The 25,898-nt window shown below is 67.7% G+C and carries 24 protein-coding genes; 17 read left to right on the top strand and 7 right to left on the bottom strand.

Features of this window, described 5'->3' with window-relative positions:
• Position 1: 1 nt before the first annotated feature.
• The 3 genes from V9K99_RS16795 to V9K99_RS16785 are packed head-to-tail and all read right to left on the bottom strand — an operon-like array spanning position 2 to position 3,353.
• Positions 2-1,348: a 3-oxoacyl-ACP reductase gene (locus tag V9K99_RS16795; RefSeq protein ID WP_337000053.1), complete on the bottom strand. Its 1,347-nt coding sequence runs from the start codon at positions 1,346-1,348 to the stop codon at positions 2-4.
• Between the two features lie 8 nt (positions 1,349-1,356).
• Positions 1,357-2,634 (bottom strand): acetyl-CoA C-acetyltransferase, encoded by a 1,278-nt coding sequence (locus tag V9K99_RS16790; RefSeq protein ID WP_337000054.1) that lies wholly within the window; start codon positions 2,632-2,634, stop codon positions 1,357-1,359.
• Positions 2,631-3,353 (bottom strand): TetR/AcrR family transcriptional regulator, encoded by a 723-nt coding sequence (locus V9K99_RS16785; protein WP_337000055.1) that lies wholly within the window; start codon positions 3,351-3,353, stop codon positions 2,631-2,633. The genes V9K99_RS16790 and V9K99_RS16785 overlap by 4 nt, the downstream gene beginning before the upstream one ends.
• A gap of 94 nt (positions 3,354-3,447) precedes the next feature.
• Here V9K99_RS16785 and V9K99_RS16780 point away from each other — a divergent pair, with 94 nt between their 5' ends.
• Positions 3,448-4,755, top strand: a complete 1,308-nt coding sequence (locus V9K99_RS16780; protein ID WP_337000056.1) for an acyl-CoA dehydrogenase family protein — start codon at positions 3,448-3,450, stop codon at positions 4,753-4,755.
• Positions 4,756-4,767: 12 nt separating this feature from the next.
• On the opposite strand, the gene V9K99_RS16775 is transcribed toward V9K99_RS16780, so the two are convergent.
• Genes V9K99_RS16775 through V9K99_RS16765 form a run of 3 tightly spaced genes read right to left on the bottom strand, consistent with a single transcriptional unit; the run spans position 4,768 to position 5,913 of the window.
• Positions 4,768-5,061 carry a tyrosine-type recombinase/integrase gene (locus tag V9K99_RS16775; protein ID WP_337000057.1) on the bottom strand — a complete coding sequence of 98 codons (294 nt, stop codon included), beginning with the start codon at positions 5,059-5,061 and terminating at the stop codon, positions 4,768-4,770.
• Between the two features lie 7 nt (positions 5,062-5,068).
• Positions 5,069-5,497 (bottom strand): tyrosine-type recombinase/integrase, encoded by a 429-nt coding sequence (locus V9K99_RS16770; protein WP_337000295.1) that lies wholly within the window; start codon positions 5,495-5,497, stop codon positions 5,069-5,071.
• Positions 5,389-5,913 (bottom strand): phage integrase central domain-containing protein, encoded by a 525-nt coding sequence (locus V9K99_RS16765; RefSeq protein ID WP_337000058.1) that lies wholly within the window; start codon positions 5,911-5,913, stop codon positions 5,389-5,391. Before V9K99_RS16765 ends, V9K99_RS16770 begins: the two co-directional genes overlap by 109 nt.
• A 389-nt stretch (positions 5,914-6,302) precedes the next feature.
• Here V9K99_RS16765 and V9K99_RS16760 point away from each other — a divergent pair, with 389 nt between their 5' ends.
• The 4 genes from V9K99_RS16760 to hrpB all read left to right on the top strand — a co-directional run bounded on the left by V9K99_RS16760 (position 6,303) and on the right by hrpB (position 11,449).
• Positions 6,303-6,527 carry a hypothetical protein gene (locus V9K99_RS16760; RefSeq protein ID WP_337000059.1) on the top strand — a complete coding sequence of 75 codons (225 nt, stop codon included), beginning with the start codon at positions 6,303-6,305 and terminating at the stop codon, positions 6,525-6,527.
• A complete protein-coding gene (locus V9K99_RS16755) occupies positions 6,517-7,029 on the top strand; it encodes a DUF6879 family protein (protein WP_337000060.1) in 513 nt (170 codons plus the stop codon). Before V9K99_RS16760 ends, V9K99_RS16755 begins: the two co-directional genes overlap by 11 nt.
• 17 nt (positions 7,030-7,046) lie before the next feature.
• Positions 7,047-7,901 (top strand): helix-turn-helix domain-containing protein, encoded by an 855-nt coding sequence (locus V9K99_RS16750; protein ID WP_337000061.1) that lies wholly within the window; start codon positions 7,047-7,049, stop codon positions 7,899-7,901.
• A gap of 995 nt (positions 7,902-8,896) precedes the next feature.
• On the top strand, positions 8,897-11,449 hold the full coding sequence (hrpB, locus tag V9K99_RS16745) for an ATP-dependent helicase HrpB (RefSeq protein WP_337336397.1): 2,553 nt from the start codon (positions 8,897-8,899) through the stop codon (positions 11,447-11,449).
• Positions 11,450-11,952: 503 nt separating this feature from the next.
• Here hrpB and V9K99_RS16740 read toward each other — a convergent pair.
• Positions 11,953-12,699: an IclR family transcriptional regulator gene (locus V9K99_RS16740; RefSeq protein ID WP_337000062.1), complete on the bottom strand. Its 747-nt coding sequence runs from the start codon at positions 12,697-12,699 to the stop codon at positions 11,953-11,955.
• A 246-nt stretch (positions 12,700-12,945) separates the two neighbouring features.
• Between V9K99_RS16740 and solA the strand changes: the two genes are divergently transcribed.
• The 12 genes from solA to V9K99_RS16680 are packed head-to-tail and all read left to right on the top strand — an operon-like array spanning position 12,946 to position 25,826.
• On the top strand, positions 12,946-14,085 hold the full coding sequence (gene solA, locus V9K99_RS16735) for an N-methyl-L-tryptophan oxidase (RefSeq protein ID WP_337000063.1): 1,140 nt from the start codon (positions 12,946-12,948) through the stop codon (positions 14,083-14,085).
• 16 nt (positions 14,086-14,101) lie between these two features.
• Positions 14,102-15,148, top strand: a complete 1,047-nt coding sequence (locus V9K99_RS16730) for a succinylglutamate desuccinylase/aspartoacylase family protein (RefSeq protein WP_337000064.1) — start codon at positions 14,102-14,104, stop codon at positions 15,146-15,148.
• A complete protein-coding gene (locus V9K99_RS16725) occupies positions 15,145-16,242 on the top strand; it encodes an ABC transporter substrate-binding protein (protein ID WP_337000065.1) in 1,098 nt (365 codons plus the stop codon). The genes V9K99_RS16730 and V9K99_RS16725 overlap by 4 nt, the downstream gene beginning before the upstream one ends.
• The gene (locus V9K99_RS16720; RefSeq protein ID WP_337000066.1) at positions 16,235-17,368 is read left to right on the top strand and encodes an ABC transporter ATP-binding protein; all 1,134 of its coding nucleotides are present in this window, start codon (positions 16,235-16,237) and stop codon (positions 17,366-17,368) included. Before V9K99_RS16725 ends, V9K99_RS16720 begins: the two co-directional genes overlap by 8 nt.
• 7 nt (positions 17,369-17,375) lie before the next feature.
• Positions 17,376-18,272 (top strand): ABC transporter permease, encoded by an 897-nt coding sequence (locus V9K99_RS16715; RefSeq protein ID WP_337000067.1) that lies wholly within the window; start codon positions 17,376-17,378, stop codon positions 18,270-18,272.
• Positions 18,269-19,135, top strand: a complete 867-nt coding sequence (locus V9K99_RS16710) for an ABC transporter permease (protein WP_337000068.1) — start codon at positions 18,269-18,271, stop codon at positions 19,133-19,135. The genes V9K99_RS16715 and V9K99_RS16710 overlap by 4 nt, the downstream gene beginning before the upstream one ends.
• A complete protein-coding gene (locus V9K99_RS16705) occupies positions 19,132-20,484 on the top strand; it encodes an aminotransferase class III-fold pyridoxal phosphate-dependent enzyme (protein ID WP_337000069.1) in 1,353 nt (450 codons plus the stop codon). The genes V9K99_RS16710 and V9K99_RS16705 overlap by 4 nt, the downstream gene beginning before the upstream one ends.
• A gap of 24 nt (positions 20,485-20,508) precedes the next feature.
• The gene (locus tag V9K99_RS16700; protein WP_337000070.1) at positions 20,509-21,462 is read left to right on the top strand and encodes a succinylglutamate desuccinylase/aspartoacylase family protein; all 954 of its coding nucleotides are present in this window, start codon (positions 20,509-20,511) and stop codon (positions 21,460-21,462) included.
• Positions 21,459-22,913 carry an aldehyde dehydrogenase family protein gene (locus V9K99_RS16695; protein ID WP_337000071.1) on the top strand — a complete coding sequence of 485 codons (1,455 nt, stop codon included), beginning with the start codon at positions 21,459-21,461 and terminating at the stop codon, positions 22,911-22,913. The genes V9K99_RS16700 and V9K99_RS16695 overlap by 4 nt, the downstream gene beginning before the upstream one ends.
• The gene (locus V9K99_RS16690) at positions 22,910-23,845 is read left to right on the top strand and encodes an aldo/keto reductase (RefSeq protein ID WP_337000072.1); all 936 of its coding nucleotides are present in this window, start codon (positions 22,910-22,912) and stop codon (positions 23,843-23,845) included. Before V9K99_RS16695 ends, V9K99_RS16690 begins: the two co-directional genes overlap by 4 nt.
• A 16-nt stretch (positions 23,846-23,861) precedes the next feature.
• Positions 23,862-24,527, top strand: a complete 666-nt coding sequence (locus V9K99_RS16685; RefSeq protein ID WP_337000073.1) for a haloacid dehalogenase type II — start codon at positions 23,862-23,864, stop codon at positions 24,525-24,527.
• A 15-nt stretch (positions 24,528-24,542) separates the two neighbouring features.
• Positions 24,543-25,826 (top strand): NAD(P)/FAD-dependent oxidoreductase, encoded by a 1,284-nt coding sequence (locus V9K99_RS16680; RefSeq protein WP_337000074.1) that lies wholly within the window; start codon positions 24,543-24,545, stop codon positions 25,824-25,826.
• The last annotated feature ends 72 nt before the right edge of the window (positions 25,827-25,898 follow it).

The following is a 25,898-nucleotide window of genomic DNA, read 5'->3' as shown; positions in this document are numbered from 1 at the left end:
CTCACGCACCCAGCATGCTCTGGCCGCAGACGCGGACCACGTTGCCGGTCACCCCGGCCGAGGCCGGATCGGCGAACCAGGCGATGGTCTCGGCCACGTCGATCGGCAGCCCACCTTGCTGCAGCGAGTTGATCCGGCGCCCGACCTCGCGGATCGTGAACGGGACCTTCGCGGTCATCTCGGTCTCGATGAAGCCCGGCGCGACCGCGTTGATCCGGATCTGCCGCTCCGCGAGCTTCGGCGCGAGCGCCTGGACCAGACCGATCACCCCGGCCTTGGAGGTGGCGTAGTTGGTCTGCCCGTTGTTGCCCGCGATCCCGGCGATGCTCGCTACCCCGATGATCGAGCCGCCGTCTTTCAGTGCGCCTGATTCGACCAAGTGGGCGGTGATCCGCTCCGGGGCCCGCAGGTTCACATCGAGTACGGCGTCCCACGCGTCGGTGCGCATGTTCGCCAGCCGCTTGTCCCGGGTGATGCCGGCGTTGTGGACGACGATGTCGAGGCCGCCGTGCTGCTCCTGCGCGTGCGCGGCGATCCGCTGCGGGGCGTCGACCGCGGTCACGTCGAGCAGCAACTCGCTGCCGCCGATCCTGGAGATCACCTTGCGGAGGGCGTCGGCATTCTGGGGTACGTCGACGCCGATCACGGTCGCGCCGTCACGGGCCAGCGTGTCGGCGATCGCGGCACCGATACCACGGGCCGCACCCGTCACCAGGGCGACCTTGCCCGCGAGTGGGCGATCCGGGTCGTTGCTGACCAGCGGTCCGGTCCCGATTCTGGCGACCTGTCCGTCGACGTACGCGGACTTGGGGGAGAGGAAGAAGCGGAGGGTCGAATCCAGCTGCTCGTGTGCGTCCGGAGCGACGTACACGAGATTGACCGTCGCGCCGCGCTTGACCTCCTTGCCGAGGCTTCGCGTGAAGCCCTCGAGGGCGCGCTGGGCGATCTGCTGCTCGGGCGACTGGGCGAGCTCCGGCGTCCGGCCGACCACGATCACCCGGCCGGCCGGGGCCAGCTGGCGGATGACGGGGGAGAAGAAGCGCTGCAGGCTGGTGAGCTCGGCGGTCGAGGTCGCGCCGGTCGCGTCGAAGACCAGCGCCTTCGGCCGGATCTCGCTGGACGCGATGCCTTCGGTCGCCGTACTGAAGGAGGCACCGATGTCCCGCAGCAGCGCCTGGATGGCCTTCCCGGTGTCGGTCTCCGAGATCGCGCCGAACACCACCGGCCCGTCGATCACCGGCGCGCCGTCGGTCCAGCGCGGCAGGGGAGTCGGGTCGGGCAGACCCAGGTTCTTCACCAGGGTCTGGCCGAGCGGCGTCCGGGTGAAGGTCTGGTAGCGGTCCGTCATCTCAGCTCCTACTTCTCGAGGATGGCGACGACACCCTGGCCGCCCGCGGCGCAGATCGAGATCAGGCCCCGGCCGCCGCCGTTCTCGTCCAGTTGCTTGGCCAGCGCGGCGACGATCCGCCCGCCGGTCGCCGCGAACGGGTGGCCCGCGGCCAGCGAGCTGCCGTTCACGTTCAGCTTGTCCCGGTCGACCTCGCCCAGCGGGGCGTCCAGGCCGAGCCGTTCCTTGCAGAAGATCGGATCCTCCCACGCCTTCAGCGTGGACAGAACCTGAGAGGCGAACGCCTCGTGGATCTCGTAGTAGTCGAAGTCCTGCAGCGTCAGTCCGGCCCTTTGCAGCATCCTCGGCACCGCGTAGGCGGGCGCCATCAGGAGGCCCTCGGCGCCCTTCACGTAGTCGACGGCAGCCGTCTGCGAGTGGGTCAGGTACGCGAGCGGCCGCAGCCCGTGCTCCTCAGCCCACTCATCGGTCGCCAGCAATACGGCGGACGCACCGTCGGTCAGCGGGGTCGAGTTGCCGGCCGTCATGGTCGCGGTCTCGCCCTTGCCGTAGACGGTCTTGAGCTTGGCCAGCTTCTCCAGCGTGGTGTCGGGCCGCAGGTTCTGGTCCTTCTCCAGGCCCAGGTACGGCGTGATCAGGTCCTGCTGGAAGCCTCGGTCGTAACTCTTGGCGAGGTTGATGTGAGAGCGATACGCGAGCTCGTCCTGCGCCTCCCGGGTGATACCCCACTCCAGCGCGGTCAGGGCCGCGTGGTCACCCATCGACTTCCGCGTCCGCGGCTCCGCGTTCCGCGGGATCTCCGGTACGACGTCCTTCGGGCGGACCCGCGCCAGCACCTTGAGGCGATCCTGGAAGGTCTTGGCCCGGTTGAGGTCGAGCAGAATGTTGCGCAGCTTGTCGTTGACCGCGATCGGGGCGTCGGACGCGGTGTCGACACCACCCGCGATCCCCGCGTCGATCTGGCCGAGCGCGATCTTGTTGGCAACGAGGATCGCCGCCTCGAGCCCGGTGCCGCAGGCCTGCTGGATGTCGTACGCCGGGGTGGTCGGCGCCAGCTTGGAACCGAGCACGACCTCGCGGACCATGTTCCAGTCGCGGGCGTGCTTGAGGACGGCGCCGGCGACCACCTCGCCGAGCTCCTGGCCGCCCAGGCCGGCCCGGTCGACCAGGCCGTTGAGAGCGGCGGTGAGCATGTCGGAGTTGGAGGCGTGCCGGTAGGTCTTGTCCTGCCGGGCGAACGGGATCCTGTTGCCGGCGACAACGGCCACCTTGCGCGGGTCGGTCACGATTTCTCTCCTGCTCTGGAGCGCTTGGGTAGTGCCTTACGACCTACTGCGGTTGCGAGGGTGGCGGTGATCGCGGTCGCCCGGACGGTGGCGATATCGGCATGATGCACGACCGGATGCCCCGGCTGCCCGCTCGACACGATCAACCCGACCCTTGCCATGTGCAACGATCCGAGGGTCTGGGTGTAGAGGTGGTTGGCCAGGTAGTCGGTGTCGACCTCGTCGAACACTCCCGACCGCTGGCCGGCCTCGAGGATCTTCGCGATCCGCTCCAGCGCCGCGGCCATCGCCGTACCCAGTTTCGTCATCACCGGCTCGGTGATCTCGCCGAACAGTTGCTCGCCGGTCCTTCGCAGCAGGCTCATCGCGCAGTCGGCGAAGGCCGGGTACTCCAGGCAGAAGTCGACGAAGACCTCACTCAGGGCCCGGAGCCGGTTGAGCGGCGTCTTGCGCGGAGCGTCGACTTCCTGGAGTTTCTGATCCAGCTCGCCGAGGTAGTCGACCAAGGTGAGGGCGAACAGCTCTTCCTTACCGGCGAAGTGACGATAGATCAGTGCCTTGTTGATCCCCACGCGTTTGGCGATATCGTCGATCTGGGCGTCGATCGTGCCACGCTCGTCGAACAGTTCACGGGTGGCACGGATGATGTCCCGCTCCCGGTCGCGGCGACGCTCCGCCGTGGTCCGGCGGCGTCCGATCGCGAGCAGCGCGGAGCTCATGGATCGATCTTAGCCACAGTGGTACCCCCTGGTGCAAACGCCGGTTACACTCGTGGGTAACATCTGGCCGTTACCCCGCCTTGTGAGGATGTTGATGAGCGACCCTGTTGTGTCCGCGGACGTGATGACTCTGGCCGGCGAACTCGGCGCCGAGCGCGCGAAACCGGGCTGGAGCACCTTCTCGCTCGCCCTGAACACCGAGCAGCAGGAAATCCGGGACTGGGCCCACACCTTCGCCGCCGACGTGATCCGCCCGGCCGCCGCCGAGTGGGACGAGCGCGAGGAGACGCCCTGGCCGGTGATCCAGGAGGCCGCCAAGATCGGCCTCTACGGCCTGGACGCCAACGTCAACCTCTTCATCGACCCGTCCGGCCTGCTGATGCCGCTGGTCCACGAGGAACTCTTCTGGGGTGACGCCGGCATCGGGATGTCCCTGAAGGGCACCGGCCTGGCGTCGTCCGCGATCTTCTCCAACGGCACGCCCGAGCAGTGGAGCCAGTGGATGGGCCGGTGCTACGGCACGCCCGACGACGTCAAGGTGGCCGCTTTCTGCTCGTCGGAGCCTGGTGCGGGTTCGGACGTGTCCGCGATCCGTACGCGGGCGACGTACGACGAGGCGACTCGTGAGTGGGTCATCAACGGGCAGAAGGCCTGGGCTACGAACGGCGGGATCGCGGACATCCACGTGGTCGTCGCGACCGTCGACCCGTCCCTCGGGACCAAGGGGCAGGCGGCGTTCGTCGTACCTCGGACTGAGGTGCACGGATTGGTGCAGGGAACCAAGCTGCGGAAGCACGGGCTGCGGGCGTCGCACACCGCGGACGTCTTCTTCGACAACGTCCGGATCCCGGCCGAGAACGTCCTCGGCGGCAAAGAGAAACTGGACGCCCGCCTGGCCCAGGCCCGCTCGGGGGATAGCCGCAATCGCAACGCGTCCATGGCCACCTTCGAGATGACCCGCCACATCGTCGGCGCCCAGGCAATCGGCATCGCCCGAGCCGCCTACGAGGTCGCCCTCGACTACGCCAAGACCCGCGAACAGTTCGGCCGCCCGATCATCGATAACCAGGGCATCGCCTTCAAACTCGCCGACATGGCCATGGAGATCGACGCCGCCCGCCTCCTCGTCTGGCGCGCCGCCAACATGTCCGCCGCCCTGATGCGCGGCGAAACCCCCGACTACCGCCACGGCGAAGGCTCCATGGCCAAACTCAAAGCCGGCGAAGTCGCCGTCCGCGTCACCGAAGAAGCCATCCAAATCCTCGGCGGCAACGGCTACACCCGCGAATACCCCGTAGAACGCATGCACCGAGACGCCAAGATCTACACCATCTTCGAAGGCACCTCCGAGATCCAGCGATTGGTGATCGCCCGCGCGATCTCGGGCATGCGGATCCGCTGACGTTTCTGCAGGTCAGAGGCCTATTTGAGGGTCTTCGGGCTCGGGTCCGCCGTCCGGCTCCCAGTAGGTCGCAGGGGACCGGTCGGCGCCCAGTTCCGTCACAGCTCCGTGAGCCTTCATAGAGAAGAGACGGGACAATCGCGAGTCGACAGCCTTCCGCGCCCGCTCGTGCGATGAAGGCAGCATGTGGGTGTAGAGCCGGAGAGTGAAGCCTGGGTCTCCGTGGCCCAGGTACTCGGCAAGCTCCTTGATGTTGACGCCGTCGGCGAGGGTGATGCTCGCGTAGTAGTGCCGCAGTGCGTGCATCCCGTTCTCACGGCTCGAGTAGTACTGGCGCCGGCCCCGCGCATCCCTCCCTGGCTCCGGTATGACGCCTGCGTGGAAGAGCGCCGGCTTGCTTCCAGACCAGCTCGTCGTACGTGCGCGCCCGGATGTGCTGATCGTCGGTCCAGCGAAAGAGCAGGTTGACCGTGTGGGGCTTGCCGTCGACCTTCGCCCACGGCAAGGTGTATGGCCGAGGCTTGGCGGCCTCGATGTACTCCTTCAACATGAGGGCGACGCCCTCGGACATCGGCACAGTCCGTTCGGTGTCGTTCTTGGGCAGCGCGAACACGAAGTTCCTGCCGAGCTTCTTCACCTGTCGCCGGACGCGGATGACCATCTCATTGAAGTCGACGTCTTGCTCGGCGAGCCCGAAGAGCTCGCCTTGTCGTAGTCCAGAGGCCGCGCCGACGGACGCAATCGGGGATGCCCCTCCACGATCCGCAGCACGACGTCATCGCTCCACGCGACCGTCTTGCCGCTCTTCTCCGCTGGCACCTTGACCAGTCGCGCCTTGGCCGGATTGCGCTTGATCGCCTCATCATCCACAGCGACCTCAAGCGTCCCGTGCAAAACGAGGAAGGCCGTACGCGCGGTCGACGAACCGAACCGTCCATCGAGATCTGCGACCCATGCAGCAATCTCCGACGGCTTGATAGTCCTCAGCTGCCGCCGCCCGAACACCGGTACGACGTGCAGTCGCAGCGACGACTCGTATCGGATCGCCGTAGCCGGATCCACCACCCGAGAAGCCAGCCACCTCTCGGCCACCTCATCAAACCGGACCTTCCCGGCATTCGGATCGATGTACTCCCCACGCTCTCGGTCCGTCTCCATCGCAGCCCCGTGCCGCTCCGCAGCCGCCTTAGTCCCAAATGCCTTCGACCTCTCCCGCCCCTCCGGATCCACCCACCCCGCCAATCACCGCTTCCCCCGCGCCCACTTAGCAGTCCGAAGCCGCGCAGTCGTCCCGTCCGCCTGCTTGACCGCCCGGGTCCACTGATCTTTCACATACGCCATCGCGCCGCACCTCCGTCTTGTTGATGTGCGGCAGCTCAACGCTTGGACCATGGCGAGTTGGGGCGATGTGCGATGCACAGGCGAGCAGTGTCACGGCGCGGGCTGCCCCTGCGCCTGCCGCGCGTGACACGCCGCTAGCTCTTCGTGGCTGATCGCATTCAACTATGCTGCAAGTCCATGCAAGCTCGCGAGATGGGGTAGTGACCATGGCACTGCGATACATCGGCACCGACACCACCTGCCCGAACACGAACTGCCCGACCGTGTGGGTCGACGAGTCCGACGGCAGCCTGGTGATTCAGGGATACAAGCTCGACACTGAGACGATGGCGGAGGTGAACGCCACAGCTCCAGTTCAGGAGAACGAGACGGTGGTGCGGATTCCGGCTCGGATGGCGTCGGTGCTGAGAGGAGCGATGGGTGACGGCTGAACCTCTCGCCTTCCAACTGTTCCGCTCGGCTCAACGCAGCGCGCTGCACCTCGAGACTCGGGACCTGTACGAGCCCAACGACGCGGATTGGAACGAGTGGAAGGCGGGCAACCATTTCGACCCCGCCGTGCGCTGGCAGACGTTCCACAACCTGGTGCGCGACACAACCGGCAGGGGAGTGGAGATCCGACGCGCCCGCATCGTGTCGGAGCCGATCAGTGAGTACGTGCAATTCGAGTACGACGTCACCGAGCCGCACAACATCGCCGCCGGCGAACAGGTGCGCTGGCTGCCGCGGCAACGGACGGCGGGGCTGTTGGTCCCACCGAACGACTTCTGGCTATTCGACGAGCAAGTCGTGCTCTGGAACTTCTGCGACGGCAACGGGACATGGGTGGGCGAAGAGCGCACCGGCGATCCCGACCTGGCTAAGTTGTGCCTAGCGGCGTTCGACGCCGTGTGGGATCGAGCGATCCCACACAAGGAGTACCAACCGAGCTGACACGAGGCCTGTAACCGTTGCCGACACCCCCTGCCTTCTCGAACGCCCAGAAGGCCAAACGCGACTTTGGTGCCCGTCTAGGTGAGATCCGGAAGACTGCCGGTCTCACCGCACGGGCGCTCGCATCGTCCTGCGGCTGGCACGAGTCAAAGGTCTCTCGAATCGAGAATGGCAAGACCGCACCGTCAGCCGACGACATTCGCCTGTGGGCCACGCAGTGCGACGTCACGGACCAGACCGCCGATCTCATCGCCTCGCTCGAAGCGATCGAGGGCATGTTCGTCCAGTGGAAGAGGATGGAGCGCGGCGGACTTCGACGCGCCCACGAATCCGTCATGCCGCTCTGGCAGCGCACGCGACGCTTCCGCACGTACTCGCCTTGGCTGATCCCCGGCGCCGTACAGACCGAGAGCTACACCCGCGCCCTCCTCCGCGGCACCGCAGCCCGCCGCGGCCTGCCAGACGACGTCGAGGATGCCGTGAAGGTGCGGAACGAGCGCCTGAAGCTGCTCCACCAGAAGGACCGGACGTTCGCGGTTCTGATCGAGGAGGCTGTCCTCCGAAACGTCATGGGGGACACTGACGTCATGGCCAGCCAACTCGGCTACCTGCTCACCGTCAGCGAGCTGCCCTCGGTTTCCCTCGGCATCCTGCCTCTCGGCGCCGACCGCACGGCGATGCCCCCAGTCGAGGACTTCTGGATCTCCGACGACGCCCAGGTCAACGTCGAACTGATCTCTGGCTACCTAACCATCACCCAGCCCGGCGAGGTAGCGATGTACGCCGACGCCTTTGCCCGCCTCGCTGAGATCGCCGTCGTCGGTGCCCCCGCGCGGCGCCTGATCGCCACTGCTCTCGAAGTCCTCGAATAGCCGTGCAAGTCTGTGCAAGTTCGTAGTCTCGGAGTGCTCTGAACTCCTACCGTCTAACCACGGTCAGGGCGATGGGTGAGCCCCGAGCGTGCGTAGGGCGGTACGCGGTCCCCTGCCCTGTCGCCCTGGCCGATCCAAGCAGTAGCTGTGATCGGAGGACGGAAGTGAACCGGACCAGGCAGCGGACGTTCGAGTGGCCGGTGCTGCGGTCAGCACAAGAACTAGATTGCGACGGCCGCAACCCACACACCGACGATCCGTGCGTCCTCGGCTACCACCAGGGCCCACACAGGGACACGTCCGGCACCGTCTGGCTCGATGACGGTGATCTCGCCCGCCCAGACTGGCTCAATGGCTAAGCGCCGGAACGTCCGCGACCGGCAACTGCGCCGATGGGTCCTCCGGACAACGGCAGTGGAACGCCGCAACGGAGTACGTCCGGACGGATATGACCCACGCCACGCCGGCCACATCCTCCCTTGGTGCGTAGAGGCGTACTTAGCGCGAGGCCCCATCACTCCACGAATGTCGACCCGCAGCTACCGCCGGGATGAGTGGCGCACAGTACAAGCTGCGACACCGCGCTAACCAGCAGGTCCGGTTGATGGTACCCACAGCGAGCAGACTGTCGATGTCGAGGTCGACGCTTGCCCAGTGTGTGGTTAAGGCGCGAGTCCGAGGAGGAACACGAACCTTAACCACACGCCTCGAGCTGGACTCTCATGAGGTATGTCGGACGCCGTGATCGTCACCTCGCGCCAGAGACGGTCGTTCGTCGGTGCTGGTCCGTCGGGCAGCCGCACACCCGGGAGACGGTGGTGCGGCACGAGTCCGTCATGCCGCTCTGGCAGCGCACGCTGAGTCGGCGCCTGGTTGGATCAGGTTCTTGAGTGGGCCGTCGGTTTTGGCGAGGACCAGGGGCCACGTGCAGTTTGATGGGCCTGTGGACCGGGCTGTCGAGGGGTTCTGTGGTGGTGGTCGGCTAGCGTCGGGGCGTGTTGCTGCCTGAATTATCGGTGCCGGGGGCGGATCTGCCTGTCCGGGCGGTTCTGCCTGCCACGGTCGATGCGGTGCGTTCGCGCGGTACCGCGGTGTTGGTTGCGCCGCCTGGATCGGGGAAGACCTCGCTGTTGCCGCTTGCGCTGGGCGACGCGCTCGGGGGCACGATCATCGTCGCCGAGCCGCGAAGGATGGCAACCCGCGCGGCGGCGGCCCGGCTGGCGATGCTGGTCGGCGAACCGCTCGGGCAGCGGATCGGGTATGCGATGCGCGGTGAACGCAGTGGTGGCCAAGGGCTCCGTGTCGAGGTGGTGACGACAGGGCTCCTCGTACGTCGTCTGCAGCAGAACCCGGAGTTGCCGGGGGTCGCCGCGATTGTGATCGACGAGTGCCACGAGCGGCACCTCGATGCCGATCTGCTGCTCGCGTTCTGCGTCGACATCCGGGCGAATCTTCGCGAAGACCTGGCGATCGTTGCGACCTCGGCCACGGCGGACACGATCAGGCTGAGTCGCGCATTGGGCACCGATGTTCCGGCGCCCGTGATCACGGCGTCTGCTGCGCTGTTCGACGTGGCGATCGAGTGGGCCCGACCACCGGTCCCGGTGCCGCTACTTCCCGGTGGGCGGGTCGACCCGCGCTTGCTGGATCACGTCGCGGCCGTCGTCCAGCGTGCACTGACCGAGAATGACGGCGACATCCTCGTGTTCGTTCCGGGGGAGGCCGAGATCAACGGTGTGACTCGCCGGTTGGCCGGTCAGAATGTACTGCCGTTGTTCGGTCGCCAATCCAGGGCTGAACAGGACCGTGCGTTGACGCCGGCCGCCACTCGCCGGATCGTGGTCACGACATCGGTCGCGGAGAGTTCGCTGACCGTGCCCGGGGTGAGGGTCGTGGTCGACTCGGGTCTGGCCCGGGAGCCGCGGACCGATCAGTCCCGTGGCCTCGGTGCGCTGGTCACCTGCCGGGTCTCGAAACCGTCGGCCGACCAGCGAGCGGGTCGCGCCGGGCGGGAGGCGCCTGGCCGGGTCTATCGGTGCTGGTCTGCCACCGACCACTCGCATCTCGACGATCAAGCGGCGCCGGAGATCGCGATCGCCGATCTGGCAGCCTTCGCCCTCGACCTCGCGGCGTGGGGTGCGCCTGCTGGTGACGGTCTGACCTTGCTCGAGGCGCCGCCGGTGGTGGCGATGACCGCGGCCACCGAATTGCTGCGCCGCCTCGATGCCCTTGACGACGGCGGCCGGATCACCGAGCGGGGACGGCGGATGGCGGCGATCGGGGCGCATCCTCGGTTGGCTCGTGCGTTGCTGGACGGGACGCCGCGGGTCGGCGCCGACCGGGCACTCGAGATCGTCGCGATGCTCTCGGACGACTCCGGCCGCGACTTCAGCGATGATCTACCGGCCCGCTGGCGAGCGCTCCGCCGTGGCGAGGACCGCGGTGCCACGGCCCGCTGGCGAGAAGAAACAAAGCGCCTCGGCCGAGGCACGATGACCGGCGACCTGTTGGGTGGAGATGGAGTGCGGCCGGAGGTCGGTGGGCCGGCTGGTCGGGAGACGCGCGCAGTACCGGATGATCTTGCGGTGGGGGTTGTGGTGGGGCTGGCGTATCCGGATCGGATTGCGCGGGTCCGGGGGATCGACTCGGCGACGTACCAGATGTCTGGTGGTACAGGTGCCGCGCTGGATCCGCAATCGCCGTTGCGGACCACGACATGGCTGGCGATCGCGGTTGCTGACCGGGCACCCGGTCGCGCCGACGCCAGGATCCGTTCCGCGGCGCCGATCGATGAGCAGACCGCGCGAGACATCGCAGGCGACCTCGTCTCGACCACCGACCAGATCCGCTGGGACGACGGCCGGATCGTGACGCGGCGCGTCGAGGCACTCGGCGCGATCGTGCTCAACGACGTCCCGCTGGCAAAGCCCGACCGGCTGCTCGTCCAAGCGGCCGTCCGCGACGGCATCCGGCGCAGCGGTCTGTCCGTACTGAGCTGGTCGGAGGCCGCCCTCGCCTTGCGAGAGCGGCTCGCGTTCTGCCACGCCCACCTCGGAGCCCCATGGCCTGCGGTCGACGACGAAGCACTCCTGGCCGATCTCGACGAATGGCTGGGTACCGAACTCGCCTCGGTGCGAGGCTCGCGCGATCTTGCCCACATCGACGTGGCTTCGGCGCTCCGGCGACTACTGCCATGGCCCGCAGCAACCCGGTTCGGCGAACTCGCACCGGAACGGCTCCGGGTCCCATCGGGCTCCGAGGTGCGACTCGCGTACGACGGTGCCGAGCCGCCGGTCCTCGCCGTGAAGCTGCAGGAGGTATTCGGCTGGACTGCCACTCCAGCCGTCGCGGACGGTCGTGTCCCAGTCGTTCTCCACCTACTGTCGCCCGCACGGCGCCCGGCCGCGATCACGAGCGACCTCGCATCTTTCTGGAAGCAGGGCTATCCCCAGGTCCGAGCCGACCTGCGAGCCCGCTACCCCCGCCATCCGTGGCCGGAAGATCCACTCACTGCCATCCCTACCAAGCGACTAAAACCTCGCCAGTGAACCAAGCTGCCCTGGGCAGTGTGTATGTACTGTCTGCGCCGTCAAAGGACTCGACAATTTTGGACCACGGCATCAACGTCGACGAAGTCCCGAAGGCGCACCGACTCGCAGAACGTGGGTGGTAGCGGGCCGCCGACTCCCACCCAACCGCTCCGCCGACTGGCACGCCAACCACGCCGACGGTCACACCGCCGACTGGTATGTCGACCGCTTCGCCAACGGGCACGCCAGCCGCACCGCCGTCCGAGACGCCGACCGCTGTACCGTCGACGCCGATAGCCGTGCCAACCGTGGTGGAGGCCGGCCTTCCTGGCCCTGTTGCGCAGGATGATTCCAACCGCGGCTGGACGATCGCCGGCACCGGCCTGCTGGCCGTCGCCATCATGATCGGCCTGGCCTCGCTGCTGGTACGCCGTTGCGTTCCCACTGACCGCCGCGGAGTACGGGCGACTCAGTGCCGCTCGGACGTGAGGTTTGGTCAGTGTGGTGGCGGTAGCCGCGATCTACGCACCGAGTCGGCGGGCGGTGACGTCGGCGGCCGTGTCGGTGACGAGTCGGCCGAGTTCGCGCTCCTTGGCCGGGTCGTAGCGGGAGTCGGGCATCGAGATGGCCACCGCGGCCAGGGGAGTGCCGTCGGCGTCCAGGATGGGGGCGGCGATGGCGCACACGTCCGGGCGGTACTGGTTGCGGTTCACGGAGTATCCGTTGGCCCGCACCCGCTTGAGTTCGGTGCGTAGTTCGGACGGATCTGTCAGCGTCGACTCGCTGTAGCTGTCCAGGCCGCGGTCGATGAGCTCGTCGACATCGGCCGCCGGCAGGTTGGCGAGGACGGCCCGTCCCGTCGCCGTGGCGTGCAGCGGCGAGGTGTCGCCGATCTCGTGATACGTCCGTACGGCGTGGTCGCAGTCGACCCGGTCGACCACGACCATGCATTGAAGGGCATCGGGCACCGACAGGTGGATGGTCTCGTTGACCTTGTCCCGGAGCCGGATCATCGGCTCTCGCGCGGCCGCGAACAGGCTCGACCCCTGGAGCGCGGCCGGCCGTACGGCGAGGACGCGGACGCCGATCTCCCAGCGGGTGGTGTCCTTGCGGTTGGCCCGCAGCCAGCCGGCTTCGCTGAGGGTGATGAGGGTGCGCTGCACGGTGGATTTGGGCAGCCCGAAGAGTTTGGTCAGTTCGCCGACGGTCACCGGTTGGTGCTGCGCGACCGCCTCGAGGATCCGCAGCGATCGGGTCACGCTCTTCATTTCCATCAGGTTTCCCCTGTTACGTCAGATGTTTTCTTGGCGGGCACCTCTTGACTCGCTGTCGAGCCCCTGCGAAGGTTGTGCCAGATTCCAGCACACCGTACCACAATGTGGCATGGAGCCCGCAAGACCCACCGCGAACATCCTCGGCGGTGCCAGTCCGACAAGCCGTCATCAACGGCCCATCCCGAAGAGACATCCCCCCGCCGGACGCCGTCATCCGTCCAGCGCGACGAGAGGAAAACCGTGTCTGCGAAGAAGCGCGTCGCCGTCGTCGGCGTCGGAACGATGGGCAGCCAGGCCGCCTGGCGGCTGGCGGCCCGTGGAGCCGAGGTCGTTGGGTATGACCGTTTCGCCCCGGGCCACGACCGCAGTGCCGCCGGCGGTGAGAGCAGGATCTTCCGCAGTGCGCACTTCGAGGACTCGCGCTACGTTCCGCTGCTGCGGCATGCCGATGCCTTGTGGGACAGGCTCCAGGAAGAGACCGGTCGCGAGCTGCGCCGGTTGACCGGCTGTCTGCTGATGGGGCCGACGAAGCACCAGCAGATGCGGACCGTCCTGGACTCGATCGCCGAGCACGGACTCGATCACGAGATCCTCGATGCTGAACAGCTCGCGAAGCGTTTCCCGCAGTTCCGCATCGAGGACGGCGACGCGGCGGTGCTCGACCGGCACGCCGGGTTCATCCGGCCCGAGCTGACCATCCAGTCGGCAGCGCTGCGGGCCGAACAACTCGGCGCACGGATCGAGCGCTACACGCCGGTTCGCGAGATCGTCCCGTCCGGAGCCGGCGTCGTGATCCACACGGATGCCGGCAGTGAGCGCTTCGACGCGGCCGTGGTCACCGTTGGCCCGTGGGTCAACGACTTGCTGCCGAACCTGCCGTGGGAGGTGGAGATCCGCCGGCTGATCAACGCCTGGTACGTACCCACCACCAGCGCGTGGCACGGCGAGGAGCGGCCCGCGTTCATTCGCACGGCACCCACGCACTTTTACGGCCTCCCATCGCCGGACGGTGTCTCGGTCAAGCTCGGCCTGTCCCGCGCATTGCACCAGCCCGTGGGCGACCCCAACCAGCTGAAACGCACCGTGGAGCCCGCGGAGCTGGGGATCTTCACCGACCTCCTCGGGCGCTACCTCCCCGACCTGCATCCTGACCCAATTCGGCTGTCGGTCTTCATGGAGGGCTACACCGAGAGCAGTCGCCCCCTGGTCGGCCCGCTGCCGGGCCAGGGCAACGACAACGTCGTACTGCTCGCCGGATTCTCCGGCCACGGCTTCAAGCTCTCCCCGGCCATGGGCGATATCGCCGCCGACCTCGCCCTGACCGGCTCATCGCCCCAACCGATCGACTTCATCTCCACCGTTGACCGCGCCGCGGCCTGACTGCACTGAGGACGACATGACGACGACGAAGAACGCCGACCACGCGCAGCCGCTGATCCTCGGCCCGCTGCGGGCCGAGCCGGGCACCACGGTCCGCGGCATCGTGCCTGCAGATCTCGGCACCTTGACCGTAGAAGTGCCGCTCGCCCTGGTGGCCGGCGCACGGCCAGGACCACGCGTGGTGATCACCGCGGGTGTGCACGGCGGCGAGTTCACCGGTGTGGACGCCGCCCATCGGCTCGCGTCCCAGCTGAACGCCGAGGAGGTCCGCGGACAGGTGCTCATCGGCATCGTCGCGAACCCGCTGGCCGCGTACCGGGGACGCCTCAACGTTTCCTCGATCGACGGGGTGAACATCAACCGCGTCTTCCCTGGCGACCCCCAGGGTAGCCCCACCGAGCGGATGGCCGCCTGGCTCTTCGCGCAGCTGATCGACGGCGCGGACGCCTACCTCGACCTGCACTCCGGCGGGATCGACCAGACTCTCCGGCACTTCGTCGGTGTCCGTCTCACCGGTGTCCCAGACCTCGATGCAACGACCACCGCGATGGCGCGCGCTGTCGGTATCGCGGACATCATCTTCGGCCAGAACGCCGAGGGTGGGAACAGCCATGCGGCCGCGGTCCGCCAAGGCGTCCCGGCCATCCTGGTCGAGACCAGCCAGCTCGGCGAGCGCGACCCGGCCGTGATCGGCGGGCTGGTGGACGGCCTGAAGGCGGTCCTGCGACGGCTCGGCGTCCTGGAATCGGACGGGTCTGAGCCTGCGGCCGTCCGTGAATGGGTGTGGTCCGGAGAGGTCGCCTCTGACGTCACCGGCCTCTGGTACCCGGAGTTTACCGCCGGCGACGACGTGACCGTTGGCCAGATCATCGGTCACATCGTCGACCCCGCCGACGGTCAAGAACATGTCGTCCACGCTCCGGCGTCCGGAAAGGTCTTCTACGGGATGCGCGGGCTCACCGTTGTCCCAGGCACCGAACTCGCGGCGATCGCGACGGCCGCAGTGCCGGGCCGAACCGCCGAATCCCTCCAAACCCCATCAGAACCTGAGGTGTTGTCATGAACGATTCCGTGATCGGGCGCCGGTCCTTCCTGCAAGGCATCGCAGGATTGTCAGCAGCCGCCGCCGTGCCCGCCCTGACGGCCTGCGGCTCCGGTACCAGCCGCGCCGACGGCGCCGCCGGTTCGACGAAGACACTTGCCGTGCGCAACAGCGGCGGGGCGTACGGCGAAGCGCTGCAGAAGGGGGTCTACGAGCCCTTCACCAAGGAGACCGGCATCCAGGTCCAGGTGGTGAATGTCCAGTACGCCCAGATGCTCGCCCAGATCAAGCAGGGCCGGCCGCAGTTCGACCTGATCGACAACTCGATGATGGACTTCCTGAAGTTCGTCCGGGACGACGGGATCGAGAAGCTCGACTTCGATCGGCTGAAGAGCTTCAAGGCGGCGAACATCCCGAGCAACATGGTCACCGAGCACGCCGTCGGCAAGGCGTATTACGCCAGCGTCATGGCCTACCGCACCGACCAGTTCGGCGGCAAGAAGCCGAGCTCCTGGGCGGACTTCTGGGACACCAAGGCGTTCCCCGGCAGCCGCTCGCTCCAACACCCGGACGCCGACCTGCCCGAGTTGGAGTTCGCCCTGCTCGCAGACGGCGTACCGATGGACAAGCTGTACCCGATCGACGTGGACCGGGCGTTCAAGTCGCTGGACCGGATCAAGGGGTCCGTGCGCAAGTACTGGGACACGGGCAACCTCCCCGGTGTGCTGCTCAGCCGCAAGGAAGTGGTGCTGGGCACCTGCTGGCACGGCCGCCTCAGTGCGCTGATCAAGCAGGGTGTTCCGTTGGCGTACCAGTTCGCCGGCGCACGCCGGCAAGGCCAGGGATATGCCATCCCCAAGGGCGCCGCCAACCTCGACGCCGCGTACCAGCTCATCGACTTCTCGCTGCGCCCTGAGACCCAGGCCGGCCTGGCGAAGATCTACCCCACGAACCCGGTCTCCGCGGCGGCGTTCGACAGCCTCCCGGCCGACGTACGCGCCAACCTGGCGTCCGCGCCGGAGTACCGCGACCAGGGGTTCGACCTGGACTCCGAGTGGTGGCTGAAGAACGAGGGCGCCGTCAACAAGCGCTGGCTGGAGTGGGCTCGTGTCTGACATCCGAACCATAGTCGAGTCGCCTGCCACCGCCGCCGGATCACCGGCGCCGGCCGGGATCGGCAAGCCGCTGTCCGTCGTGTCGCTACGCAAGACCTACGGGAACGTGGTCGCCGTCGACGAGGCGTCGATGGAGATCGCCGCCGGCGAGTTCGTCACCTTCCTCGGCGCGTCCGGCTCGGGCAAGACGACGACCCTGATGATGATCGCCGGCTTCGCGGAGCCGGATTCCGGGACCATCACCGTCGGCGATCGGGACGTGACCCGGCTTGCCCCGCAGAAGCGGAATCTGGGCTTCGTCTTCCAGCAGTATCTGCTGTTTCCGCACATGACCGTCGGTGAGAACATCGCGTTCCCGCTGCAATTGCGTGGGGTGTCGAAGGCCGACGTCCGCCGCCGGGTCGGCGAGACGCTGGAGATCGTCGGTCTGGCAGGGTACGGCGGCCGCTACCCGCGCGAGTTGTCCGGCGGTCAGCAGCAGCGCGTAGCGCTGTGCCGCGCGCTGGTGTACCGGCCGCCCGTGGTCCTGATGGACGAGCCGCTGGGCGCACTGGACAAGAAGCTGCGCGACCAGCTCCAGGTCGAGATCAAGGCGATCCAGCGTGAGCTGGGCCTGACCGTCATCTACGTGACGCACGACCAGGAGGAGGCGCTGGTGCTGTCCGATCGGATCGCCGTGATGCGCGACGGGCTGATCGACCAGTTCGACACGCCACGCGAGCTGTTCGAGCGGCCGAAGACACCGTTCGTCGCCGACTTCCTCGGTGCGGCGAACTTCCTGCCTGGTCAGGTGGAGGAGACCGCCGACGAGCACACCCTGGTCAGGCTGGAGCACGGCGGCGTGCTGAGGGCGCGACCACACGCACTCGCGCGTGGCACCGCGGTGGAGGCTGCCATCCAGCCGGGCCGGCTCCGTGCCTGTCCGCCTGACGAGGGCTTCTGTACGGGCACCGTCGAGACGGTCACGTACGTCGGCACGCTTGTCCGCGTCGGCCTGCGCCTCGCCGGTCTCGACACATTGCTGCGCATCGAGGCACCGGCCGGGTGGGCGCCGATCGCCGGCGAGCGGATCGGTGTCAAGGCGGATGCCCAGGACGTCAACCTCTTCGGCACCGAAGGGCGGTAGGTCAGCCATGACTGCGTCCATCGCCGCTGCGCCCCAGGCCCCGCAGCGTCGCCTCTTGGGCACCCGCCGTACCCGTGTCGGGTTGCTGAACGCGACACCGATCGTCGTCTACCTGCTGGCGTTGTTCGTCTTCCCGATCCTGAGCACACTGTTCCTCAGCCTCAAGGCCGCGAACGGTTCGCTGACCCTGCACTGGTACGCCGATGCGCTCAGCGGCTCGAACCTGACCGTGTTGCTCACCACGTTGCGAGTCTCGGCTGAGACGGCGCTGATCAGCCTCGTGGTCGGATTCGTGCTGGCGAGCGCGGTGTCTCGGTTGCGCCCGCTGTGGGCGGGACTGATCATGCTCGTGGTCGTCGTCCCGCATTTCATCAGTGCTCTGGTGCGGACGTACGGCTGGATCATCCTGCTCGGTGAACACGGCGTGGTGAACCAGGTGCTGACCGACCTCTGGGTGCCGGGAGCACCGTTCCAGCTGCTCTACAACGAGCTCGGCGTGATCATCGGCACCAGTTCGGTGATGCTTCCCTACACCGTGCTCGTCCTGTACGGCGCGATGCGTGGAGTGGACCGGCGTCTGCTTGCCGCGGCCGCCAGCATGGGGGCCGGACGGTTGGTGATCTTCCGCCGGGTCTATCTGCCGCTGATCGCCCCTGGCCTGGCCAGTGCGGCCCTGCTCAGCTTCATCCTTGCCCTCGGCTACTACATCACACCGGCACTGATGGGTGGCCCGAAGCAGACCATGGTCGCCGCGATGATCAACCAGCAGGTCATGAAGAACAGCCAGTGGAACAGTGCGGCAGCGCAAGGCGTCGTCCTGCTGCTCGTCACCTTCGCCGGGCTGTTGTTACTGAAGCTTGCCGGGCGACTCGGTGCCAATGCCAAGAAGAGGAGCACATCGTGATCGGCCTGCGCAGTACCTGGACCGGGCGGATCGTGCTCGGCATCGGCGCCGCCCTGATCGTGGCATTCCTCGTGTTGCCGATCGTCGTCATCATCGTCACGTCCTTCGGTAAGGATGCCTTCGGGGCGTTCCCTCCGGCGGGCTGGACCCTGAACTGGTACGAGGCCGTGTTCGCCAAGGGCAGTGAGTGGCCCGCCGCGCTGTCGCTCAGCGCGCTGGTCGCATCCATGACCACCGTGTTCTCACTGATTCTGGCGATCACCGCGGCGACTGCGCTGACCCGCAGTGAGCTGCCCCTTCGCTCGGCCGTCTACGCGCTCGTGCTCGGGCCCCTGCTGATCCCGCAGGTGGTCATCGCGCTCGGACTGTTCCTGCTGTTCGAACCTGCCGCGATGCTGGGCAGCCCGATCGCGATCGCCCTCGGCCATACCGTGCTGGCCTCGCCGATCGCCGTGATGATCCTGATCGCGACGTTCCGCGGCATCGACGAACGCCTCGAGGACGCGGCGGCGAGCATGGGGGCCGGACGGCTCACCATCGCGCGGCGGATCACTTTCCCGCTCGCCGCGCCAGGCATGGTCGCCGCGGCCGTCTTCTCGTTCATCACCAGCTTCGACGAGTTCTTCATCGCCCAGTTCCTGTCGTCGGGGACGACCGTGACCCTGCCCGTCCAGCTGTTCAACTCGCTCGCGTTCGACATCGATCCGACCGTGACCGCGATCAGCGCCGTCCTCATCGCCTTCGCCGTACTGGCGCTCGTGCTGGTGGCAGTGATGCGGTGGCTCGGGTCCGGGCGTCAAAGCGGTCTGCTGTCGGTCGAGACGACCACCGGTCTGGCCAAGACCGAAGGCGACGCGGCATGACGCGGAACCTGCTGCTCAACATGACCGCCAACGGCTCACTCGGCCGCGATGGCGAGAACTTGTTCGTCGTACGGCGCGGGGAGGGTCCGTACGTCGAGGACGCGGACGGCAACCGCTACATCGACGGACTGTCCGGGTTGTACTGCTGCCAGCTCGGCTACTCGTATGCCGAGGAGTTCGCAACCGCGGCCGCCGAGCAACTGCGGGAGCTGTGCTTCAGCCCGTTGTGGTCCGCGTCCGCGCACCCGACGGCGATCGAACTGGCCGAGCGGCTGGCCGGGATCGCACCGATGGACGTCGAGCACACCTTCTTCTCCAGCGGGGGTGCGGAGGCGGTCGAGTCCGCGTGGAAGATCGCCCGGAAGTATCACGCGCTGCGCGGTGAGCCACGCCGTACCAAAGCGATCTCCCGGCGTGGCGCCTACCACGGGCTGACGCTCGGCGCATTGTCGCTGACCGACGACCCCGGGTTGACGGAGCCGTTCGGGCCACCGGCGATCGAGACGTTGTTCGTGTCGAACACCAGCCGTGTCGGGCAGCCGTCCGAGTTCGCCGACGACGCGGCCTTCACCAGGCATCTGCTGGCGGAGCTGGAAGGGGCGGTCGTCGCCGCGGGGCCGGAGACGATCGCGATGCTGATCGTCGAGCCGGTGCAGAATCGAGGCGGCTGCATCACCCCGCCGGACGGCTATTGGCCGGGCCTGCGGGCGCTGGCCGATCGGTACGGTTTCCTGCTGGTCGTGGACGAGGTGATCACCGCGTTCGGCCGGCTGGGGGAGTGGTTCGGCGGCGACCGGTACGACGCCCGCCCGGACATCGTGACCGTTGCCAAGGGCATCACCGCGGGCTACGCCCCGATGGGCGCGACCCTGGTGGGCGCCCGGGTCGCCGAGGTGATCAACCGGCCGGGCGCGGTACTCAATCACGGCTACACGTTCGGCGGGCATCCGCTCAGCGCGGCGATCGCCCTCCGCAGTCTGCACATCATCGAGCGCGACCGGGTCCTGGACAACGTCCGCGACCTGCAGGACCACCTGGGCAAGCGGATGGCGGACCTCGGTCCGCTGCCGATCGTCGGCGACGTCCGGGGTGCCGGCTTCTTCTACGCGCTCGAACTCGCCGGCGACGCCGAGAACGGCGGTTTCAGTGCCGCCGCCCGCAGCGCATTGGTCGCCGACCTCATCCCGCGCCGGCTGCGCGAGGCCGGGCTGCTCGCCCGGGTCTACAACCGAGCCGCGCCGATCGTACAGATCGCACCACCACTGGTGAGCGATCGCGAGCTCCTCGACCGGATCGCCGACATCATCGCGGACACCCTCGACGAAGCCTCGCACGCTCTCACCCGGTGACCACACCATCGAAAGGACGAACCCATGTACTCCATCGGTCCGCTGACCTGCGCCCCCGGTGAACGAGCTGAAGGGCTGATCCCGGTCGGCACCAGTACCTACGGCGTGGAGCTGGGGATTCCGTTGATCGTTGTCAACGGCACCGAGCCGGGCCCGGTCCTCTGCGTGGACGCCGGCGTGCACGGCGACGAGTACGACGGACAGGAAGCCGTCCGCCGGGTCGTCGCCGAAACCGACCCCGCAACCCTGCGCGGCACACTGGTCGGGATTCCCTGCATGAACACCCCTGCGTTCGAGGCCGCGGCCCGCAGCAGCGGTCTGGATCACCTCAACCTGAACCGGATCTTTCCGGGCGACCCCGAAGGTTCGTACTCCCTCCGCCTGGCGGCCACGTTCGTCGAGCAGGTGGTTCCCGTCATCGACGCGCTGGTGGACCTGCACACCGGCGGTACGTACGGTGAGATCGCCCCGCTCACCATCGTGCAGGGCGGCTACGAGGACCTGGCCACCGGTATCGGCCTGGCCGCAGGGCACGAGCTGATCTGGAAGGGCGGCAAGTGGGGCGGCACGGTCCGCCACCCGACGCTCGCGGCGGGCAAGCCTGCCGTCACCATCGAGGTCGGCGGCGGCACGTACCGCGAGGAGAACGTCGAGCTGCACGTCGTTGCTGTCCGCAACATCATGCGCCAGCTCGGCATGGTCGACGGCGAACCCGAGCTGCGCGACCGCTACACCGCTGTGACCGGCAGCTTCGCCCGCTCGGCGTCCGGCGGCTTCTTCGTCGCCTACGCCGGACCGGGGGAGACCTGCAAGGGCGGCGACCCGATCGCGAAGGTCGTCGACCACTACGGCAACACCCTCGAGGAGATCAACGCGCCACAGGACGGCATCGTGCTGTGGGTCCGGCGGTTGCGGACCGTTCGGCCGGGCGACGAGGTCGTGATCTTCGGCGCTGTCGAAGGCGAGATCCGGCCATGACCGGCGAACCGCGGCTCCTTCTCATCGACGGCAAGCAGGTGCCCGCTGCCGATGGGCGGACGTTCACCGTCGTCGACCCAGCCCACGGCACCCCGATCGCCGAGGTCGCACTGGCCGGGTCAGCGGATGTCGACCACGCGGTCGCGGCCGCGCGCGGAGCCCTGACCGCTCCCGAGTGGGGGCGGATGCGGACCGCGGACCGTGGCAGGCTGCTGTACCGGATCTCGATGGCGATCCGCGACCAGAGCGATCGGCTGGCCCGGTTGGAGAGCCTGGACGTCGGCAAGCCGCTGCAGCAGGCGAAGGCCGACGTCGAGGCGGCGGCGCGTTACTTCGAGTTCTATGCCGGAATCACTGACAAGCTCGGCGGTACGACGATCCCGCTCGGGCCAGGTCTGCTCGACTACACCGTCCGCGAGCCGATCGGCGTTTCGGGTCAGATCATCCCGTTCAACTACCCCTTGCAGAACACAGCCCGGGGGAGTGCACCGGCGCTCGCGGCGGGTTGCACGGTGGTGCTCAAGCCATCGCCCGAGGCGCCGCTGACACCGCTGGAGATCGCTGGCATCGCGCTGGACTGCGGGCTGCCGCCAGGCGTGCTGAACGTCGTACCCGGGGACGGCGACACCGGCGCTGCGCTGGCCGGGCATCCGGGCATCGACCAGGTCACCTTCACCGGGTCGGTGGCCACCGGTATCAAGGTGGCCCAGGCGTCAGCCGCCAACGTGGTGCCCTCGGTGGTGGAACTCGGCGGCAAGTCGCCCGTCGTCGTCTTTGCCGATGCCGACTTCGACCTGGCGCTCGCCGCGGTCGCCGGCTCGGCCTTCGGTAACGCCGGGCAGACCTGTTCGGCCGGCACCCGGGTGCTGGTCCAGCGCGGCGCCGAGGAGTTCCTCGACAAGCTGGCGGCGCATGCCGCGGCGCTGCGTCTTGGTCCCGGCTCGTCGGATCCGGACGTGGGACCGCTGGTCTCGGCGCGGCAGCGAGACCGGGTTCGGGGCTATCTCGAACTCGCCCGTGAGGAGGGTGCGGTGGTCCGAGCCGGCGGCGGCGCTCCGGCGGATCCGGAGCTCGCCGACGGCTACTTCATCCAGCCGACGGTGCTGACAGGGCTGACGAATGAGGCTCGCACCGCGCGGGAGGAGATCTTCGGCCCGGTGGTGACCGTGCTCGAGTTCGACGATCTCGACGAGGCGGTCGCCATCGCCAACGACAGTCCGTACGGTTTGTCGTCGTACGTCTGGACCCGTGACATCGACAAGGCGATGCGAGTGGCCGAAGGTATCAAGGCAGGCCAGGTCTACATCAACGCCACCGGTGTCGGTACCGGGGTCGAGTTGCCGTTCGGTGGCTACAAGCACAGCGGCTGGGGCCGGGAGAAAGGTCTCGACGCGCTGGCGAGCTACACCCAGACCAAGAACGTCTGCATCGGGTTCGGGAACCGGTCATGAGGTACCAGCGGCTCGGCCTCGGCGGGCCTGCGGTCTCCGTGGTCGGGCTCGGCGGCAACAACGTCGGCTCGCGCCTCGACGAGGACGGCACCAGGGCGGTGGTCTACGCCGCCCTGGACGCCGGCATCAACCTGTTCGACACCGCCGACATCTACGGCGGGTACGGCGACGGGGGTGGCTCGCGTGGTGACGGCGAACGACTGCTCGGCGCCGCTCTCAAGGCAGATCGCGACCGCGTCGTCCTCGCCACGAAGTTCGGCATGGAGATGTATGACAACCAGGCGCTCGGCCCGCGTGGTGCCCGCCGCTACATCCGGCACGCTCTGGAGCAGTCGCTGCGCAGGCTCGGCACGGAGTGGATCGACCTGTACCAGTATCACGAGCCGGACGGTGCCACCCCGCTCGACGAGACCGTCGCCGTACTTCACGAGCTGGTTGCTGAAGGCAAGATTCGCTATGTCGGCTGTTCCAACGTGCCCGCCGATCAGCTCACCGATGCCTTCGTCAGCACGCAGGCCCGCTATCACTTGCTCGACCGCAGCGCGGAGACCGAACTCGTCCCCGCCTGCCTTCGCGCAAACGTCGCCCTGCTGCCGTATTACCCACTCGCCAATGGCCTGCTCACCGGCAAGTACCGGCGAGGCGAGCAACCACCACCGGGCAGCCGGCTCTCCTGGCGGCAGGGCTGGCTCACCGAGAACGCTCTCGACCGGGTCGAAGCGCTTACGGCGTACGGCGCGGAGCGCGGCCTGTCGCTGCTGCAGGTCGCAGTCGGCGGACTCGCTGCCCTGCCTGCCGTCGGCTCCGTGATCTGCGGAGCCATGACCCCCGAACAGGTCACTGCCAACGCGGCGGCGGCCGAGTGGAGCCCCACCGTGGCCGATCTGGCCGCACTCGACACCATCGTGACCCCCGGCGAACGGGTGGTCTGAAATGAGGACGAACACCATGCGAGAGATCGTCACCTTCGACGCCTATGCAACCCTGATCAACTTCGAGCTCGGCCCCACGACCCTGAAGGTCATCGGGGACCGGCTGGATCTGGACAACCTGGACGTCGACGAGTTCCTCGACGACTTCCGCGTCATGCGGTTCCAGGCAGTCCTGGAGGCCTACCGCCCGTACCACGAGATCCTGCACTCCAGCCTGCGCAACGCGATGCGCCTGCACGGCCTTGAGTACCGCACGTCTGACGGCGACGCCCTGGTCGAGGCCGTCCCCACCTTCGGCCCGTGGCCTGAGGTCCCGGAGGCGCTGCGCGCGCTGAAGACCAAGTACGAGATCGCCATCATCTCGAACACCGACGACAAGATGATCGCGCGGAACGTCGAGAACATCGGTGTCGAGTTCGACTACGTCATCACCGCCCAGCAGGCCGGCGCCTACAAGCCGGACCGCCAGACCTTCGAGCACGCCTTCAAGACCATGGGCGTCGAGCCGGCCCAGGTCATCCACACCGCCCAAGGCTGGGAATACGACCTCATCCCAACCCGCGACCTCGGCCTGAAACGCCGGGTCTGGATCAATCGGTACGGCCGCCCCGGCAGCACCGACTACCAGCCGTACGACGAGCTGTCCGACCTGTCCGGGTTGCCCGGCCTGCTCGGATGCTGACCAGGAGCCCTTGTCATGAAGCAGATCCCTTACTGGCTCGACACCGCGCCACCGCTGCCGGACCGAAGTGGGAAGCCACTGCCCGACCACGCCGACGTGGTGGTCATCGGCGGCGGTCTCACCGGCCTGTCCACCGCTTACCACGCCGCCCGCAAGGGTGCGCAGGTCGTCCTGGTCGAGAAGGACAAGATCGGCTCGGGCGCCTCGGGCCGCAACGGCAGCATGTGCACGCAGGGCATCACCATCGGTGTCGACGAGGCACGGAGGCGTTATGGCCAGGAGCGTGCCCGTGAGCTGTACGGCGCTTTCCGGACGGCCGTCGACGTGGTCGAGGAACTGACGGTCGAGGAGCGGATCGACTGCGATTTCGACCGCGTCGGGCGGCTCGGGGTCGCGTACAAGCCGCAGCACTTCGACGCGATGCGTGCCAAGCAGCGCGACCTGGCGGACAACTTCGGCCATGACACGATCCTGCTGAGCAAGAGCGAGCTGCGTGCCGAACTCGACTCCGACTACTACCACGGCGCCCTGCTTGACCCGCTCAGCGCCGGGCTGCACGTGGGCAAGTACGTCCATGGTCTCGCTGACGCGGCCGAGCGCGCCGGCGCCCAGATTCACGAACGCAACGCCGCGACCGCTCTCACCCGCCAGGCCGACGGCAGCTTCCTGGTCGAAACCCTGCACGGCACCATCCACGCCCGGCAGGTGATGGCGGCCACCGACGCCTATACCGACAAATCGTTGCCCTGGTTCCGCCAGCGCCTGATCAACGTCGGCAGCTTCATCATCGTCACCGAGCCGCTTGCCGACGAGGTCGCTCGCGAGCTCATCCCCAACCGCCGGCTGGTGGTCGACTCCAAGAACATCGGCCACTACATCCGGCTCACCCCGGACAACCGCCTCGCCTTCGGCGGCCGGGCTCGGTTCGCTCCGTCGAACCCGGCCTCGGATCTGAAGTCCGGAGACGTGCTCAAGCGCGAGCTGGCCACGATCTTTCCGCGGCTGTCCGACGTACGGATCGACTACGTCTGGGGCGGCAACGTCGGCTTCAGCTACGACCGGATCCCGCACGCCGGCGAGGCCGACGGTCTGTACTACTCGATGGGGTACTGCGGGCACGGCGTACAGATGGCCACCTACATGGGCCAGCGCATGGCCGAGGTGATGGACGGACACCCGGAGGCCAACCCGCTCCGCGGCCTCGGCTTCCCGAAGGTTCCGGTGCCGTTCTACAACGGGACCGCCTGGTTCCTGCCGTTCGCCGGCGCCTATTACAAGGCCAAGGACCGCTTCCGCTGAGGTAGCACCTCCATTGGGTTCCGCCTCCAAGGGTTAGCCTTACCTTCAGATTGTCAACAATCCTAAAGTCTG

Source organism: Kribbella sp. CCNWLW201 (genome assembly GCF_037203805.1).
In the GTDB taxonomy this organism is placed as follows: Bacteria; Actinomycetota; Actinomycetes; order Propionibacteriales; family Kribbellaceae; genus Kribbella.
This window is presented reverse-complemented; position numbering and strand designations above follow the sequence as displayed.

Excerpts from the sequence above, each read along its gene's own strand:
- V9K99_RS16795 (WP_337000053.1), bottom strand. The coding sequence starts at position 1,348 with ATGACGGACCGCTACCAGACCTTCACCCGGACGCCGCTCGGCCAGACC.
- V9K99_RS16785 (WP_337000055.1), bottom strand. The coding sequence starts at position 3,353 with ATGAGCTCCGCGCTGCTCGCGATCGGACGCCGCCGGACCACGGCGGAG.
- V9K99_RS16780 (WP_337000056.1), top strand. The coding sequence starts at position 3,448 with ATGAGCGACCCTGTTGTGTCCGCGGACGTGATGACTCTGGCCGGCGAA.
- V9K99_RS16775 (WP_337000057.1), bottom strand. The coding sequence starts at position 5,061 with ATGCACGCACTGCGGCACTACTACGCGAGCATCACCCTCGCCGACGGC.
- V9K99_RS16765 (WP_337000058.1), bottom strand. The coding sequence starts at position 5,913 with ATGGAGACGGACCGAGAGCGTGGGGAGTACATCGATCCGAATGCCGGG.
- V9K99_RS16760 (WP_337000059.1), top strand. The coding sequence starts at position 6,303 with ATGGCACTGCGATACATCGGCACCGACACCACCTGCCCGAACACGAAC.
- V9K99_RS16740 (WP_337000062.1), bottom strand. The coding sequence starts at position 12,699 with ATGAAGAGCGTGACCCGATCGCTGCGGATCCTCGAGGCGGTCGCGCAG.
- V9K99_RS16730 (WP_337000064.1), top strand. The coding sequence starts at position 14,102 with ATGACGACGACGAAGAACGCCGACCACGCGCAGCCGCTGATCCTCGGC.
- V9K99_RS16725 (WP_337000065.1), top strand. The coding sequence starts at position 15,145 with ATGAACGATTCCGTGATCGGGCGCCGGTCCTTCCTGCAAGGCATCGCA.
- V9K99_RS16715 (WP_337000067.1), top strand. The coding sequence starts at position 17,376 with ATGACTGCGTCCATCGCCGCTGCGCCCCAGGCCCCGCAGCGTCGCCTC.
- V9K99_RS16705 (WP_337000069.1), top strand. The coding sequence starts at position 19,132 with ATGACGCGGAACCTGCTGCTCAACATGACCGCCAACGGCTCACTCGGC.
- V9K99_RS16700 (WP_337000070.1), top strand. The coding sequence starts at position 20,509 with ATGTACTCCATCGGTCCGCTGACCTGCGCCCCCGGTGAACGAGCTGAA.
- V9K99_RS16695 (WP_337000071.1), top strand. The coding sequence starts at position 21,459 with ATGACCGGCGAACCGCGGCTCCTTCTCATCGACGGCAAGCAGGTGCCC.
- V9K99_RS16690 (WP_337000072.1), top strand. The coding sequence starts at position 22,910 with ATGAGGTACCAGCGGCTCGGCCTCGGCGGGCCTGCGGTCTCCGTGGTC.
- V9K99_RS16685 (WP_337000073.1), top strand. The coding sequence starts at position 23,862 with ATGCGAGAGATCGTCACCTTCGACGCCTATGCAACCCTGATCAACTTC.
- V9K99_RS16680 (WP_337000074.1), top strand. The coding sequence starts at position 24,543 with ATGAAGCAGATCCCTTACTGGCTCGACACCGCGCCACCGCTGCCGGAC.